14 protein-coding genes are annotated in these 13708 nt (G+C 66.1%); 2 read left to right on the top strand and 12 right to left on the bottom strand.

Going from position 1 to position 13708, the window contains the following annotated elements; all coding sequences use genetic code 11:
* Positions 1-39 precede the first annotated feature (39 nt).
* The 9 genes from RBJ75_RS13230 to RBJ75_RS13190 form a co-directional block, all read right to left on the bottom strand.
* Positions 40-972, bottom strand: a complete 933-nt coding sequence (locus tag RBJ75_RS13230) for a hypothetical protein (RefSeq protein WP_044416024.1) — start codon at positions 970-972, stop codon at positions 40-42.
* Positions 973-1095: 123 nt separating this feature from the next.
* Complete coding sequence (locus RBJ75_RS13225) at positions 1096-1524, bottom strand: type II toxin-antitoxin system VapC family toxin (RefSeq protein WP_044416025.1); 429 nt, start codon at positions 1522-1524, stop codon at positions 1096-1098.
* Positions 1521-1769 (bottom strand): FitA-like ribbon-helix-helix domain-containing protein, encoded by a 249-nt coding sequence (locus RBJ75_RS13220; RefSeq protein ID WP_080901182.1) that lies wholly within the window; start codon positions 1767-1769, stop codon positions 1521-1523. The genes RBJ75_RS13225 and RBJ75_RS13220 overlap by 4 nt, the downstream gene beginning before the upstream one ends.
* A 212-nt stretch (positions 1770-1981) precedes the next feature.
* On the bottom strand, positions 1982-2761 hold the full coding sequence (locus RBJ75_RS13215; protein ID WP_044416029.1) for an anti-sigma factor family protein: 780 nt from the start codon (positions 2759-2761) through the stop codon (positions 1982-1984).
* Entirely contained in the window at positions 2758-3267 is a 510-nt protein-coding gene (locus RBJ75_RS13210) for an RNA polymerase sigma factor (RefSeq protein ID WP_044416031.1), read from the bottom strand. The genes RBJ75_RS13215 and RBJ75_RS13210 overlap by 4 nt, the downstream gene beginning before the upstream one ends.
* 15 nt (positions 3268-3282) lie before the next feature.
* The gene (locus RBJ75_RS13205) at positions 3283-3666 is read right to left on the bottom strand and encodes a hypothetical protein (RefSeq protein ID WP_044416033.1); all 384 of its coding nucleotides are present in this window, start codon (positions 3664-3666) and stop codon (positions 3283-3285) included.
* A gap of 267 nt (positions 3667-3933) precedes the next feature.
* Positions 3934-4341, bottom strand: coding sequence for a type II toxin-antitoxin system VapC family toxin (locus tag RBJ75_RS13200; protein ID WP_044416035.1), 408 nt, complete (start codon positions 4339-4341; stop codon positions 3934-3936).
* Complete coding sequence (locus tag RBJ75_RS13195) at positions 4341-4598, bottom strand: type II toxin-antitoxin system Phd/YefM family antitoxin (RefSeq protein ID WP_044416037.1); 258 nt, start codon at positions 4596-4598, stop codon at positions 4341-4343. Before RBJ75_RS13195 ends, RBJ75_RS13200 begins: the two co-directional genes overlap by 1 nt.
* A gap of 47 nt (positions 4599-4645) precedes the next feature.
* A complete protein-coding gene (locus RBJ75_RS13190) occupies positions 4646-5308 on the bottom strand; it encodes a glutathione S-transferase (protein WP_044416045.1) in 663 nt (220 codons plus the stop codon).
* A 173-nt stretch (positions 5309-5481) separates the two neighbouring features.
* Here RBJ75_RS13190 and RBJ75_RS13185 point away from each other — a divergent pair, with 173 nt between their 5' ends.
* Positions 5482-6045 (top strand): TetR/AcrR family transcriptional regulator, encoded by a 564-nt coding sequence (locus RBJ75_RS13185; RefSeq protein ID WP_044416039.1) that lies wholly within the window; start codon positions 5482-5484, stop codon positions 6043-6045.
* A gap of 1001 nt (positions 6046-7046) precedes the next feature.
* Complete coding sequence (locus tag RBJ75_RS13180) at positions 7047-8318, top strand: acyl-CoA dehydrogenase family protein (RefSeq protein ID WP_044416984.1); 1272 nt, start codon at positions 7047-7049, stop codon at positions 8316-8318.
* A gap of 301 nt (positions 8319-8619) precedes the next feature.
* Here RBJ75_RS13180 and mdlC read toward each other — a convergent pair whose 3' ends face one another.
* The 3 genes from mdlC to crtD all read right to left on the bottom strand — a co-directional run bounded on the left by mdlC (position 8620) and on the right by crtD (position 13609).
* Positions 8620-10242 carry a benzoylformate decarboxylase gene (mdlC, locus tag RBJ75_RS13175; protein ID WP_044417522.1) on the bottom strand — a complete coding sequence of 541 codons (1623 nt, stop codon included), beginning with the start codon at positions 10240-10242 and terminating at the stop codon, positions 8620-8622.
* Positions 10243-11084: 842 nt separating this feature from the next.
* Entirely contained in the window at positions 11085-12038 is a 954-nt protein-coding gene (locus tag RBJ75_RS13170; RefSeq protein WP_044412067.1) for a carotenoid 1,2-hydratase, read from the bottom strand.
* A gap of 20 nt (positions 12039-12058) precedes the next feature.
* On the bottom strand, positions 12059-13609 hold the full coding sequence (gene crtD, locus RBJ75_RS13165) for a 1-hydroxycarotenoid 3,4-desaturase CrtD (RefSeq protein WP_044412064.1): 1551 nt from the start codon (positions 13607-13609) through the stop codon (positions 12059-12061).
* Positions 13610-13708: the final 99 nt, after the last annotated feature.

The raw sequence follows: 13708 nt of genomic DNA, 5'->3' as shown, positions 1-13708 counted from the left end.
CGAAATCTCTTGAGGCTGAATTTGACCCCTTGAGTAAATTCAAGGTTTCACTTTTTGCGATTCTTTGATTCTGTGGAGCAGCCTTGGCAATCCCGTTACACCCCTCGAGCCCTTGGTCACGATCAGATCGGCGGGATTCCCGCTTTCGTTGAACTTTAATATTTGACGGAATGGCTCCGCCAACTTGTCGAGCAACAACTTGCATTCTTGAGCGCGCCTTTCTGCAAAAATTGGGAACGCATTCATAGAAACCACGTCTAATGTGGCGAAATGGTTCCATTGGGGGGACCCTTTCCAGTGACAGCGAACGTAAGGCACTGGCTCTAGCAGAACATTATCCGCATCGGCATCGTAGTATGCGCGAATGAGTTCTCCCTCAATGAGAACGACTGGAAAAGCCAGCACCCCGAACCGCGGTATCGCCCCCTCCTTGTGTCGTAGATCGTATTCGTCCACGTATGCCTTGCAATTCCCAATCGCGCCCTGAACAGCCGAATAAAAAAGATCGTTTCCTTTGCAGAACGCCTGCCGCCCACCAAACCCACCTTCCTCCGGCGTCGAGAAGATTTGAAGGTCATGGAGTTGCTCATCGCCAGCTACCATCCAGATAATTGATTCTCCGAGGAGCGATGAGATAGTTTGGGAGACGCACGCAGCAGGACCAAGGCTTGTCGTTGGACTAGTAAATACGACCCAAGGCTTGTCGCCGGACCACTTGCATTCAATGATCATGGCCACGCGGAGAAGGCCAGCGTCGCGCAACTCATGCGTCATTGTTGCGAGTACGTCTATTTCTCTCTTCGGCCTGCCATCTTCCTCTTGGACATAGACACCTTGACGGGAGTGAAAGCCGTTCCTCCAAAGGACGTTGGCGGCTCGAAATTCGAGGGGGTAGCCTTCAGTTTCGAGCCACTTGCTTACCTTCTCAACTAGAGAGCCAGGAGCAGGGGAATTCGACTGATCTTTCGGCATCACGAAATTCCCAGTTTCCAAGGCCAATCTGAGCCCGTAGGGCGGATTAGCTCAGCGTAATCCGCCATTGCGCCGAAACAAGCCCCGCTTTTCGGCGGCTTACGCCGCCTTCGGCTGCCCCGCCTACGAAGACGTCCCCGCCCACGGATCGACGACGGTGATCCCGCAGTCGGCGAAGTCCGAGATGTTGCGCGTTGCCAGCCGGGCGCCGCGGGAACGGACGATGGCGGCGATCTGGGCGTCGATCTGACTGATCGGTCGCCCGCTTTGTCGCCGGCTCGCCGCGATGACCGGATAGGCGTCTGCGGCGTCGGTGTCGAACGGCAGCACACGACCGGCCAGATCGACCGTGAAGATCGGTCGCGCGGCGGCGGTTAGTTCGTCCCGGCGGCGCCCTTCCGGCAGCAGGGCGAGGCCGTAGAAAATCTCCGCCTGCGTGAGCGTCGTGGTGAACACGCCGGCAATCGGTTGCTCACCGATCCACGCCATTACGGCGGCATCCGGCGCGGGCCGCATCAACTCGGAAATGACATTGCTGTCGAGAATGATCATTCGCCGAAATCCGGCGGCTGCCGGATCGCCTCGCGCCGCGTGCCGGGCAGGTCGACCCCGCCGAGCGCCGCGAAACGCTTGTGGATGACTTGCGCGAGATTGCGTGTGCGAGGTGCATCGGTCGAGAGCGCCGCACGCAAAATGTCGCGCGCCTCATCCTCCATCGAGCGCCCATTGATGGCGGCGCGCACGCGGAGCCGTTTCTTGATGGCATCGTCGATGTTCCGGATCGTCATCACCGCCATGCCAGCCTCCATTAGTCAATGATAGCAAAATAGTCATTGACGCGAAGGCGCGCAAGCGCCGGGTGAGATGGGGCCTTGCTACGGCTGGCTGAACGGATCGACGACCGCGGCGCCGGTGGGGACGAAATCCGGGAGCTGCATCGTTCAATCGAAGACCCGGATTGCGCTGCGCTCCATCCGGGCTGCGCTTGCCACCGATCTCGCGCCCCGCGCTACAGCGCCTCGTATTGCTGGTAGATCGCGCGGGCGACGCCGAGCAGGCGGTCGCGGTCGGTCTGGGCGACCACGGCGTAGGACAGTTTGGCGTCGATCCAGGAGAAGGCCGACAGGCTGCCGGCGCGTTCGAAGCGGAACGCGCTCGGCTCGGCGTCTCCGCCCGGACGCACATAGACGGTTACGCGGCGGCCGTCCGCGTCCTCGTACATGAATTGCGCCGCCGGGCTGTCCGCCGCCGGCAGCAGCCGGCCGCCGATCAGCTTCAGCCCGAGCGCGTCGAGCTTCGGCGCGGTCAGGCGGCGGCCGAGCCGGCGCGACAGCCATTGCACCAGATGCGTCTCCTGGTCGGCCGAGACCTCGACCGGGTGCGCGACCTCGACCGCGTAAGTCCGCCACGCTGCGATCGCGGCGTCGGCGACCGGCGCCTCGGCGACGACGGCCGGCGCGCCGTGCCAGCGTTCGGAGGCGAGCCAGCCACCGGCGCCGCCGATCAACAGCAGAGCCAGCGCCGCCGCGATTGCGCCGAGCCGCTGCCCGAACCAGGCGCGGCGCGCCGCCCGCAGATGCGTGATCCGCAGCCGCGCCGGGATCGGCTCGGCGCCGACCGCCGCAAGCCGGGCGCGCAGATCGTCGCGGTCGGCGATCTGGCCGGCGATGCGATCGGCGGCCTCGGTGTCGGACTCCAGATAGGTCTCGACCTCCGCGCGCCGCGCGGCATCGAGCCGGCCGTCCACATAGGCCTGCAAATCGTCGTCGCTGAGGGGGCGACGGGTCATTTCACTCTCCTCAACACTGTGGCCCGGCCGGTCTCGACGCTGGAGCGCAGCGCCTCGCGGGCGCGGCTGAGCCGCGACATGATGGTGCCGACCGGCACGTCGAAAATCCGCGCGGCCTGCTCATAGCTCAATTCCTCCACGCCGATCAGCAGCAGCAGCGAGCGCTGATCTTCCGGCAGATCGTCGAGGCGCGCCAGCGCGTCGCGGGCGATCAGGTTGCGCTCGGGACCGGCGGCGCCGTCGGCAAGCGGGCTGCGTGCGTCGATCTCGACCGCGTGGCCGCGACGGATCGCGCGGCGGCGCTGGTCGAGATAGAGATTGCGTTCGATCGTGAACAGCCAGGCGCGCAAATCGCCGCCCGGCCGCCGCAACCGCCAGCGCGTCAGCGCCCGCTCCAGCGTGGCCTGGACGAGATCGTCCGCGGCGTCGCGATCGTGCAGCAGCGCCCGCGCGTAGCGGCGCAGGCTCGGAATCAGCGGCTCGATCTCGGCGGCGATCTCGTCCAAAGCGGTCTCGTCGGATCAGGGCTTGGCGATGTGCCAGGCGCCGTTGAGGAAGCCGTCGCCGGTGGTGTCGCCCGGCTTGGTGTCCTTGGTCCAGGCATATAATGGCTTGCCCTTGTAGGCCCACTGCTTGGCGCCGTCGTCGCGGGCGACGATGGACCAGTCGCCGGAGGCTTGCGCGCTCGCCGCGGCCATCAGCGGCGGCCAGTTGGTCGCGCACGGGCCGTTGCAGGCCGACTTGCCGCCGGTGTCCTTGTCGAAAGTGTAGAGAGTCATATTCTTGGCGTCGACCAGCGCCTTGCCCTTGCCGGTGTCGGCGATGTGAGCGGGTGCTGCGGCCTGCGCGAACGCCGCGGTGGCGGCGAGCACGAGAGCGGATGCGAGTGTGAGCGTGCGGATCATGTGTTCTCCTTCAGGTGGGTGGATCCTTGTGAGAGACGTCACCGCAGAGCGGATATTCCCGGGAGAGAGGTCACGAGTTTGTGAGGCCGCGGAGGGGCGGCTCGAAACGCCGACCTGGCGTTCACCAGCGTCATCCCCGTCTGAACGGCCAGCTTGGTCCGAAGCAAGCGTAGGGCGAGTGAAGCCCGTAGAGCGGGAAAGCGCAGCGTCATCCGCGATTGCGTCGAGCCCTACTGTTCGGCGGGTTAGGCCTCCGGCCAACCCGCCCTATGGCTTGAACGGATCGACGACCGCAGCGCCGGTCGGCGCAAAATCCGAGACGTTGCGCGTCACCACGGTCAGGCCATGTTCCAGCGCGGTGGCGGCGATCATCAGGTCGGCGCTGTCATTGCCGAGCGCGGCGCTCAGCGTGCCCCAGCGTCGGGCCGACCGTAGATCGAACGGGACGATCCGCTCGCCATAGACGGTCAGGACCTTGTCCAGCCAGGCGGCGAGCGCGCGTGCGAAGTCCGGATCGGTCGCGCGCTGCCGCGCGATCCCGCGCTCGATTTCGCCGATGCTGATGACGCTGAGGAACAGGTCGGCGGTTCGCTGCCGCTCGAACCAGGCCACGACCCGCTTGTCGCGTTGCCGCTTGCGTAGTTCGGACAGCGTGACGGTGTCGATCAGAAACATCACAGATCGAGATCGCGCAGGCGCACGTCGCCGCGGGAAAATTCGCCATCGTCCTGCGGCATCGCCAGCAGCACGTCGGCGAAGGACGGCGCGGTCGCGCGTTCGAAATGTTGCAGACGTTCGTATTCGGCCACGTCGACCACGACCACGGCAGGCTTGCCGTGCTTGGTCACGGTTTGCGGGCTGCGCCGCGCGGCCTCGACGACCTCGCTGAAGCGGTTCTTGGCGTCCTGCACCGACCAACTGCGCTCGGCCATCGGGTGGAGCTTTCTGGCTAGATTATCTAGCTAGAATAGGACGGCAGTCAATCGCCGTCAAGGCATCGCGCCGGCTCCGACATCGTCACCCGGTCCCTGACGCTGGGGCGTTGCTGCATGCGGGCGTACCATTCCTGCAGCGCGCCGCAATCCGCCGGCACCGGCAGTTTCAGCAGGCCGGCGAAGATCATCCCGCCGACCAAGGTGATGTCGGCCATCGAGAACGCCTCGCCGGCGACGAAGCGCTGGCTTTGCAGAACGCCATCGAAGTAGCGCATGCCGTTCAGGGCCTTGTCGCGCTGCCGCAGGCCCCATTCGGGGTTCTGATAGATCTCGACATCGGGGCCGAGCCCCGGCGTGGCGTGGTGGAAATAGACGCTGACGGCGTCGAGCAGTTCGAGCTCGGCGCGCTTGCTCATCATGTGGATCAGGCCCTTGTCGCGCGGCGTCGTGCCGGTGAGGGTGGGGGCGCCATCCAGCGCGTCCAGATATTCGGTAATGGCGGTGCATTCGCCGATGAAGGTGCCGTCGTCGAGCTCGAGCACGGGCAGCGTGCCCGAATAGTTCTTGGCGAGGAAGTCGGGCCGCTTGTGCTCGCCTTTCCACAGATCGACCGTCACGAATTCGACGCGCGAGCGCATGTTTTTCTCGGCCAGGGCGATGCGCACGCGGGCCGGATAGGGCCCGGTCGGCCAGTCGTGGATCTTCATGCGCGGCTGCGCCGGGTTGGTCTGGTTCATTTTGTCTATCTGCCGGTTGGTAGGCAAAGCTAGAACCTTTGATTTATCGGCGTCAACCCCTATCTATCGCTTGGTAGGCACCGCCCTTGCGGCTGCAACGACGGGGGTTTGCCTGCCCGCCGAGAACCTCCCAAGAGGCCGACATGAGCTCGAACACCCGGGAAGCCATCATGGCGGCGGCCAGACGGACCGCGCAGGCGCATGGCTATAGTGGCTTGAATTTCCGCGATCTCGCGGCCGAAGTCGGCATCAAGGCCGCCAGCATCTATCACTATTTCCCGAGCAAGGCCGATCTCGGCGCCGCGATAGCCAAGCGCTATTGGCAGGATACGGAAGCCGCGCTTGCGGCCCTGGCCACTGAAGCGCCGGATCCGCTCAGCGCGCTAAGGCAATATCCCGAGACGTTTCGCAAGGCGCTCGCGACCGACAACCGCATCTGCCTGTGCAGCTTCATGGCCGCCGAAGTCGACGATCTGCCGGCTGCGGTGAGCCAGGAGGTCCGGACCTTCGCGGATATCAATGTCGCATGGCTGAGCAAAACTCTGGCCGCGGCCGCCCTGGTCGGTGCGCAGGAGAGCGAAGCGCGGGCCCGCGCCATCTTCGCCGCCGTCGCCGGCGCGCAATTGATGGCCCGGAGCCGCCAGGATATCACGCTCTATGACGCCCTGATCGCCAGCTATCGCGAAGCCGGCCTGCTACCGGCATAGTCGGCGCGCGCTGCGCTGGGCAGGCGCGCAGCCGCGAGTCCGTGTCCCGGGCGCGGTGCAGCACGTAGTGCTGCTCCGCAGAACCGGGACCCCGCTTCGCTGCCGGGCCAAGCGTCTCAGTGCCCAAAGCGGGGCCCCGGCTTAGCAGCGCACCACGCCGCAAGAGCGGCGCGCTGCGCAGCATCCGGGGCACGGTGTTGCTTTGTATTTTGTGGTGGAACTAACAACCATGCCCCCGTGTCCCGGGCGCGATGCGGCACGCAGTGCCGCTTCGCAGAACCGGGACCCCGCTATGCTACCGGGCAAGCGCTTCAGTTCCACCGAAGCGGGGCCCCGGCTTAGCAGCGCACCACGCCGCAAGCGCGGCGCGCTGCGCAGCATCCGGGGCACGGTGTTGCTTTGTATTTTGTGGTGGAACTAACAACCATGCCCCCATGTCCCGGGCGCGGTGCAGCACGTAGTGCTGCTCCGCAGAACCGGGACCCCGCTTCGCTGCCGGGCCAAGCGTCTCAGTGCCCAAAGCGGGGCCCCGGCTTAGCAGCGCACCACGCCGCAAGCGCGGCGCGTTGCGCAGCATCCGGAGCACGGTGTTGCTTTGTATTTTGTGGTTGAACTAACAACGATGCCCCCGTGTCCCGGGCGCGATGCGGCACGCAGTGCCGTTTCGCAGAACCGGGACCCCGCTATGCTGCCGGGCCGAGCGGTTGAGTGCCATCAAGCGGGGCCCCGGCTCAGCAGCGCACCACGCCGCAAGAGCGGCGCGTTGCGCTGCGTCCGGGGCACGGTTGCAGCTTCAGAATTCTCGGCGAGCCGTCGTCAACAGGGGGGCGGGACTGCGGCAAACCCCTCGTGTTCCGTGCTGCGGGATTACGGCCATGCGCCGGCTCAATCCCAGGTTCGGCCAAGACAATCGCTGCCGTTCGTGTCTATAAACCCTGCGCAGCATCCGCGCGGGATGGTTCGCCAACGATGCCAAGAAAAGCCCAGGGAGAACGACACCAATGAAGACGGCTTATGTAGCCCGCCAGACGCCCTATACGCTGGCGCCCGAAGACGCCCTCAATGACCTGCGGATGTCCGAAAAGGTCCGGCCGCTTTACGATCAGGTCCGCAACTTCATCGCCAGCACGGTGGTGCCGATGTCGGTCGAGTTCGAGCGCGCCGGCAAGAGCAAGACCGATCGCTGGTCGTTCACGCCGGAGCAGCTCGAGATTCTCGACCAGGCCAAGACCAAGGCCAAAGAGGCCGGCCTGTGGAACTTCTTCCTGCCCGATGCCGAGACCGGCGAAGGCCTCAACAATCTCGATTACGCCTATATCGCCGCCGAGCTCGGCAAGAATCCGCTGGCCTCGGAGGTGATGAACTGCGCCGCCCCCGACACCGGCAATATGGAAGTGCTGGAGCGGGTCGGCACGCCGGCGCAGAAGGAAAAGTGGCTGAAGCCGCTGCTGGCCGGCGAGATCCGCTCGGCCTATGCGATGACCGAGCCGAACGTGGCCTCGTCGGATGCCAAGAACATTTCGACCCGCGCGGTGCTGGTCGGCGACGAGTGGGTCATCAATGGCGAGAAATACTACATCTCCGGCCTTGGTGATCCGCGCTGCAAGATCATGATCGTGATGGTCAAGACCAGCCCCGACGCTGGTCCCAGCCAGCAGCAGTCGCAGATCCTGGTGCCTGTCGACACCCAAGGCGTCGAGATCGTCGGCCCGATGCATGTGTTCGGCCACGACCACGCGCCGCGCGGCCACATGCATGTGCGCTTCAACGACGTCCGCGTACCGCGGGACAACATCCTGCTCGGCGAAGGCCGCGGCTTCGAGATTTCGCAGCTGCGGCTCGGCCCCGGCCGCATCCATCATTGCATGCGCACCATCGGCAAGGCCGAGAAGGCGCTCGACATGATGGTGGCGCGCGGGCTGACGCGCGAGGCGTTCGGCCGGCCGATCGCGATGCTCGGCGGCAATCTGCAGATCATCGCGCAAGCGCGTTGCGAGATCGAGGCGATGCGGCTGATGGTGCTGAAGGCCGCCAAGGCGATGGACGTGATGGGCAACAAGGAAGCCCGGATCTGGGTCAGCATGGTCAAGGCGATGGTGCCCAAGCGCGCCTGCGACATCATCGACCAGGCGATCCAGATGCACGGCGCCACCGGCATCTCGCAATGGACGCCGCTGGCCGAGATGTATACCGACGTCCGCCATCTGCGCTTCGCCGACGGTCCCGACGAGGTGCACTGGATGGTGGTCGGTCGTCACGAATTGTCGCTGTAGCCGGTCGCGGTTAGTAGACCGGCAGGTAATACCAACAGTCGTTGCCTCTCGTTCGTCATGCCCGGCCTTGTGCCGGGCATCCACGCCTTGAAAGCAATGCCGGATCAAAGACGTGGATGGCCGGGACAAGCCCGGCCATGACCAAATTGATGAGTCAACGGCAAAGTCGGTTGGTATAAGTCGGCCGAAAAATCAGCGGTCGCCTCGGTGCCCTTGCGGCACCGGCGCGGTCGCCGCGATCCGATAATCGACCATGGCGATCAAGATGATGTCCCCCCATCATCCTGATGCAGCCGTCCGCTTACTCCTTCGCCGCATAGAGCAGCGGCACCGCGGCATCGACCATCACCTCGACCAGGCTGACGCCCTCATGGCTCAGCGCGCGGATCAGCACCGGCGTCAGGTCGGCGCAGCGTTCGACCCGCGCGGCGTCGCAGCCCATCGCCTGGGCGAGGCCGACGAAATCGATCCCGGGCAGATCCAGCCCCGGCACGTCGCGCACCTGCATCACCTGGCTGAACGAGCGCATCGCGCCATAGCCGCGATTATTGATCACCACCACGGTCAACGGCAGCTTGCGCTGCGCCGCGGTCCACAGCGCCTGGATCGAATACATCGCCGAGCCGTCGCCGATCAGGCAGACGATGCGGCGCCCCGGCTGCGCCAGCGCGATGCCGACCGAGGCCGGCAGCGAAAAGCCGAGCCCGCCGCTGGCCATGGTGCAGAAACTGTCCTGGCCGCGCATCGGCAGGAATTTCTGCATCGCCGGCCGATGCGACGGCGCTTCCTCGACCAGCATCGCGTCGCCCGGCATCGCGCCGGCCAGCGCATGCATCAGGAATTCGGCATGGATCGGATCGGCGGCCACGGGCCGCGACGGCGCGCGGTGGCCGACGGGCGCGGCGCGGGTGGTGGCGTGCAGCAGCTCGAGCAGCATGGTCAGCGCCGGCTTCATCGTCGCGATGATGCTGGTGCCGACCGGGCTGACGGCGGCGGCGGCCGGATCGTCGATGATCTGGAACAGCGGGATGGCGCCGTCGAGAATCGCCGCGTGGCCCTCGACATGGAAGGTGAAGATCGGCGCGCCGATCACCACCACCAGATCATGGCAGCGCAAAGTGTGGGACAATTGCCCCGGCGCGGCGTGCAGGAAGCCGGCGAACAGCGGATGGCGCTCCGGAAAGCTGCAGCGATGCGAAAACGGGCTGACCCAGACCGGCGCCTTGGCGCGCTCGGCCAGCCGCACCATCAGATCGACCGCGCGCTCCCGATCGATCGCCGGGCCGACCACGAAAGCCGGGTTCTTGCTCTTGCCCAGCGCCGCGGCCAGCGCCCGCATCGCCTCCGGATCCGGGCCGAGCTCGCGGCTGATGCGGCGCGGCGCGACCTTTGCGGCCGGCCGCGCCCAGTCGTCGATCGGCACCGACACGAAGGTCGGCCCACAGGGCGGCTGCATCGCCACATAATAGGCCCGCGCGATCGCGGCGGGCACGTCCTCGGCGCGCGCCGGCTCGACGCTGTATTTGACATAAGGCAGCGGAAATTCGGCGGCGCGTTCGGCGCCGAGAAACGGCTGCAGCGGCAGCAGGCTGCGCGCCTGCTGCCCGGCGGTGATCACCAGCGGGGTCTGGTTGCGATAGGCGGTGTAGATATTGCCGAGCGCATTGCCGACCCCGGCCGCCGAATGCAGATTGACGAAGCCGGCATTGCGCGTCGCCTGCGCATAGCCATCCGCCATCGCGATCACGCTGGCCTCCTGCAGGCCGAGCACATAGTCGATGTCATCCGGCCAGTCGCTCAGAAACGGCAATTCGGTGGAGCCCGGATTGCCGAATACTTTGTCGATCCCGAACGCCCTCAGCAGCGCCAGCGTCGCCGATTTGACGGTGGTCACGGCAGCGCCGGTCTTCGTCGTCTGAGCCAAAACCGTCCTCCCAGCATGGCCGGTTCCCGGCCGAATTATCATTGCGGCGATCAATCCGCAGGGAAGGCGGGAAGTCAACGGGCATCAGCGAGGCCCGTGTCCCGGGTGCGATGCGGCACACCCGGGTCCGCGCTCCGAGCGGCCCGAATGCAGGCTCCGTGCCGCTCCGGTTTGTTTTGATGAATCTAACCAACCGGTGTCCCGGGCGCGATGCGGCACGCAGTGCCGCTTCGCAGAACCGGGACCCCGCTTAGCTGCCGGGCCGGCGCTTCAGTGCTACCAAAGCGGGGCCCCGGCTCAGCAGCGCACCACGCCGCTGCGCGGCGCGCTGCGCTGCGTCCGGGGCACGGTGCTGCTTGTATTTTTATTGGAACTAACAACTATGCCCGTGTCCCGGGCGCGGTGCAGCACGTAGTGCTGCTCCGCAGAACCGGGACCCCGCTTAGAGCGGTTCATCGATTGATAGAAGCGGATTTGGTCGTTCCCATGGGTACTAAGTCCTCATCCTGAGGAGCCCGGCGAAGCCGGGCGTCTCGAAGGATGAGGAGCCGCATGGTCTGCGGCCCATGGTTCGAGACGGCGCTTCGCGCCTCCTCACCATGAGGCGGTGCCTGTTGTGAGCGCTCCAAAGCGCAGTCCCGATTCCATCAAAAACAAAACTGCTCTAGCTGCCGGGCCAAGCGCTTCAACTCCCAAAGCGGGGCCCCGGCTCAGCAGCGCACCACGCCGCTGCGCGGCGCGTTGCGCTGCGTCCGGGGCACGTGAGGCGATGGGTGGAACGCGAACAGCGGCGCTGAAAGGCTTTGATGGGCCGGCCTCGCGAAACCGTAGCCCCCGCGCGACTACCTCCGCCTTGGCATCCTGAACGGCAGCATCGCCTGCACCACCGGCAGCTTGAAGCGATCGAGCGACAGCGATTCATGCATCAAGGTCACCTTCTCGCCGAGCAGCGTGGTGGCCACCACCGAGCGGGTGTAGAACGGGGCGTCTTCCAGCGTCTTCACCACGCGCGCGCCATTGTCGCTGCGGGCGTTGCGATTGACGCGCCAGCCGGAGCGGGCCAGCGGCACCAGTTGCGGGCGCTCGAAGGGCTGCATGTTGCCCTTGGCGTCGAAGGTGACGGCGAGATCGAAGCGGCTGCCGTCGCGGCGCTCGGCCTCGTAGAGGATCGCGGTGCCGTCGCGCAGCGCGCCGCGCGACCATTCCCAGTCGCGAAACCCGGTCTCGATCGGCGCGTCGCCCGCATTGGTGTCGAGATAGCCTTCGCCCTGCCAGCGCAGCGACGGCTGCGCCATCTCGACCTCGACCCGCGCGCAGGGCGCGATCGGCCACCAGCGATGATTCCCATCGGCATTGAGGACAAAGCACTGGCTGTTGATCGCGCTGGGCAACACCCGGACCCGGCCGCGGATCCGGCCCGGCACCGGGGCGCTGACCTCGTTGATATTGATGGTCAGCGCGGTGCCGTCCCACGACAGATCGCTGGGACCGACCAACAGCGCGTTGACGGTGCGCGCAACGCGGCCGCGCGCGCGCTCGGTCATGGTCCAGCGATTGCCGCCGGGCCGATACAGCGCGACGTTGAGCGCGCAATGATTCATCGGATCGGCCGCGCCCTTGCGCCGCGCGAAGGCGTAATAGGGCGAGAACACGCTGCCCACAAAGGCGATGATGGTGAGGCCCTCGCGGCCGTCATCGCTCAGCGCGTCGATGTACCACCAGGCATAGCCGTTGCGCGGCACATCCAGGTTGAATCCGGCGCGTCGTTCGTCGGTCTCGTTGGGCCAGGGGATCATGCATCTATCCAGTCAGTCGATCAGTCGCGGCGCGACGCCGCGGGGCCGGCCCGTTGCAGGTCGCGCTCGATATCGGCCAGCAAGCTCGCCGCCGCAGCGCGGCCTGACAGCGCCGCCATCGGCACGCCGGGGCCCGGATGGGTGCTGCCGCCGGCCAGATACAGGCCCGGAATCTTGGTCCGCGCGCCGGGCCGGGCGAAGGACGAGGTCCAGCCATGCGAGGCCCGACCATACAGCGCGCCGCCGGTGGCGGGAAACATCCGTTCGAAATCGCTCGGCGTGGTCACCGTGGTCGCCTCGCTGCGCCGCGCGATCCGCAAGCCGCAACGCGCCAGTACACCGAAGGCGCGCTCGGCATAGCGCGCGATCTCGGCGTCGTCGAAGGTCTTTTTGTCGCCGATCGGCGGCGCATTGATCAGCACGAACAGTTCCTCCTCGCCGTCCGGGCCGATCCTGTCTTCATTATCGATGCGATGCTGGCCGCAGACATAGACCGTGGGCTCATCCGGCACCTCGCCGCGGCCGAAAATATCGGTGAATTCCCTGGCATAGTCGCGCGAGAAGAACACCGAATGCCGGCTCAGCGGAAAGCCGTCGGCCTTCGCCACCATGCTCCAGGTGATCGCCGACAGCGATCGCGATGAGCGCGCAATCGGCGCCGCGGCGCCGGCGATCGTGGCGCCGAACAGGCCGTTCGCTACCGCGCCGACATCGCCATTGACGATCACCGCATCGGCCGCGATCGTCTCGCCGCTTGTCAGCCGCACCCCACAGGCCCGGCCGGAGGCGGTCATCACCTCACTGACCTTCTGCTCATATTGGATGCTGGCGCCTTGCGCGGTGGCGCAGTCGGCCAGCGCCTGGGCCAGCGCATGCATGCCGCCATCGACGATCCAGACGCCCTGCTGCTCGACATGGGCGACCAGCATCAGCGTCGCGGGCGCCTGATAGGGCGAGGAGCCGCAATAGGTGGCGTAGCGTCCGAACAATTGATGCAGCCGCGGATCGTGGAAGTAATCGCCGAGCGCCTTCCACATCGTGGTGAAGGGGCGGATGTGATGCAGCTCCATCATGCCGCGCAGCCCGTTGGCGCCGAGCAGTCCCGGCAGGCTCGGCGAGGTGGCGCGCAAGAACGGGGTTTCGAGGATCTGATAGATCCGCCGGCTGTCGGCGCAGAACCGCCGATAGCGTTTGGCCTCGGCGCTGCCGGCGAAGTCGCCGATCGCATCGGCCGAGCGCGCCTCGTCGGCGAACAGATCGAGTCTTGTCTGCGCGTCCCAGGCATGGCGCGCCAGCACCTGCAGCGGGCGCAGCCGGACGTGGTCGGTGAAAGTCCGGCCGGCGGCGGCGAACAATTCCTCGAACACCCAGCGCATCGTGAACACCGTCGGGCCGCTGTCGATCCGCGCCGGCCCGATTCCGACCTGGCGCAGCTTGCCGCCCGGTGCCGCGCCGCGCTCCAGCACGGTGACGTCGAGCCCACGCGCCGACAGCGCCAGCGCCGCCGCCAGCCCGGCCATCCCGGCGCCGACCACCACGACCCGATCCTTGACGATTCGCTGTTGCAACATCAGGAGCCGACTCCCCGGGCGACATTGGCATTGTCATTGCGCGTCATCATTGACAGGTGTCCATAAACATTTACACTCGATCGTGACAAGTCAAATTGA

This window comes from Rhodopseudomonas sp. BAL398, assembly GCF_033001325.1.
GTDB lineage: Bacteria > Pseudomonadota > Alphaproteobacteria > Rhizobiales > Xanthobacteraceae > JARJEH01.
The sequence above is the reverse complement of the archived record's forward strand: the minus strand, read 5'-3'. Positions and strand labels throughout refer to the sequence as shown.

Bases quoted from the DNA above. Each gene is read 5' to 3' on its own strand.
- RBJ75_RS13230 (WP_044416024.1), bottom strand. From the start codon at position 972: ATGCCGAAAGATCAGTCGAATTCCCCTGCTCCTGGCTCTCTAGTTGAG.
- RBJ75_RS13225 (WP_044416025.1), bottom strand. From the start codon at position 1,524: ATGATCATTCTCGACAGCAATGTCATTTCCGAGTTGATGCGGCCCGCG.
- RBJ75_RS13220 (WP_080901182.1), bottom strand. From the start codon at position 1,769: ATGGCGGTGATGACGATCCGGAACATCGACGATGCCATCAAGAAACGG.
- RBJ75_RS13215 (WP_044416029.1), bottom strand. From the start codon at position 2,761: ATGACCCGTCGCCCCCTCAGCGACGACGATTTGCAGGCCTATGTGGAC.
- RBJ75_RS13205 (WP_044416033.1), bottom strand. From the start codon at position 3,666: ATGATCCGCACGCTCACACTCGCATCCGCTCTCGTGCTCGCCGCCACC.
- RBJ75_RS13200 (WP_044416035.1), bottom strand. From the start codon at position 4,341: ATGTTTCTGATCGACACCGTCACGCTGTCCGAACTACGCAAGCGGCAA.
- RBJ75_RS13195 (WP_044416037.1), bottom strand. From the start codon at position 4,598: ATGGCCGAGCGCAGTTGGTCGGTGCAGGACGCCAAGAACCGCTTCAGC.
- RBJ75_RS13190 (WP_044416045.1), bottom strand. From the start codon at position 5,308: ATGAAGATCCACGACTGGCCGACCGGGCCCTATCCGGCCCGCGTGCGC.
- RBJ75_RS13185 (WP_044416039.1), top strand. From the start codon at position 5,482: ATGAGCTCGAACACCCGGGAAGCCATCATGGCGGCGGCCAGACGGACC.
- RBJ75_RS13180 (WP_044416984.1), top strand. From the start codon at position 7,047: ATGAAGACGGCTTATGTAGCCCGCCAGACGCCCTATACGCTGGCGCCC.
- RBJ75_RS13170 (WP_044412067.1), bottom strand. From the start codon at position 12,038: ATGATCCCCTGGCCCAACGAGACCGACGAACGACGCGCCGGATTCAAC.
- crtD (WP_044412064.1), bottom strand. From the start codon at position 13,609: ATGTTGCAACAGCGAATCGTCAAGGATCGGGTCGTGGTGGTCGGCGCC.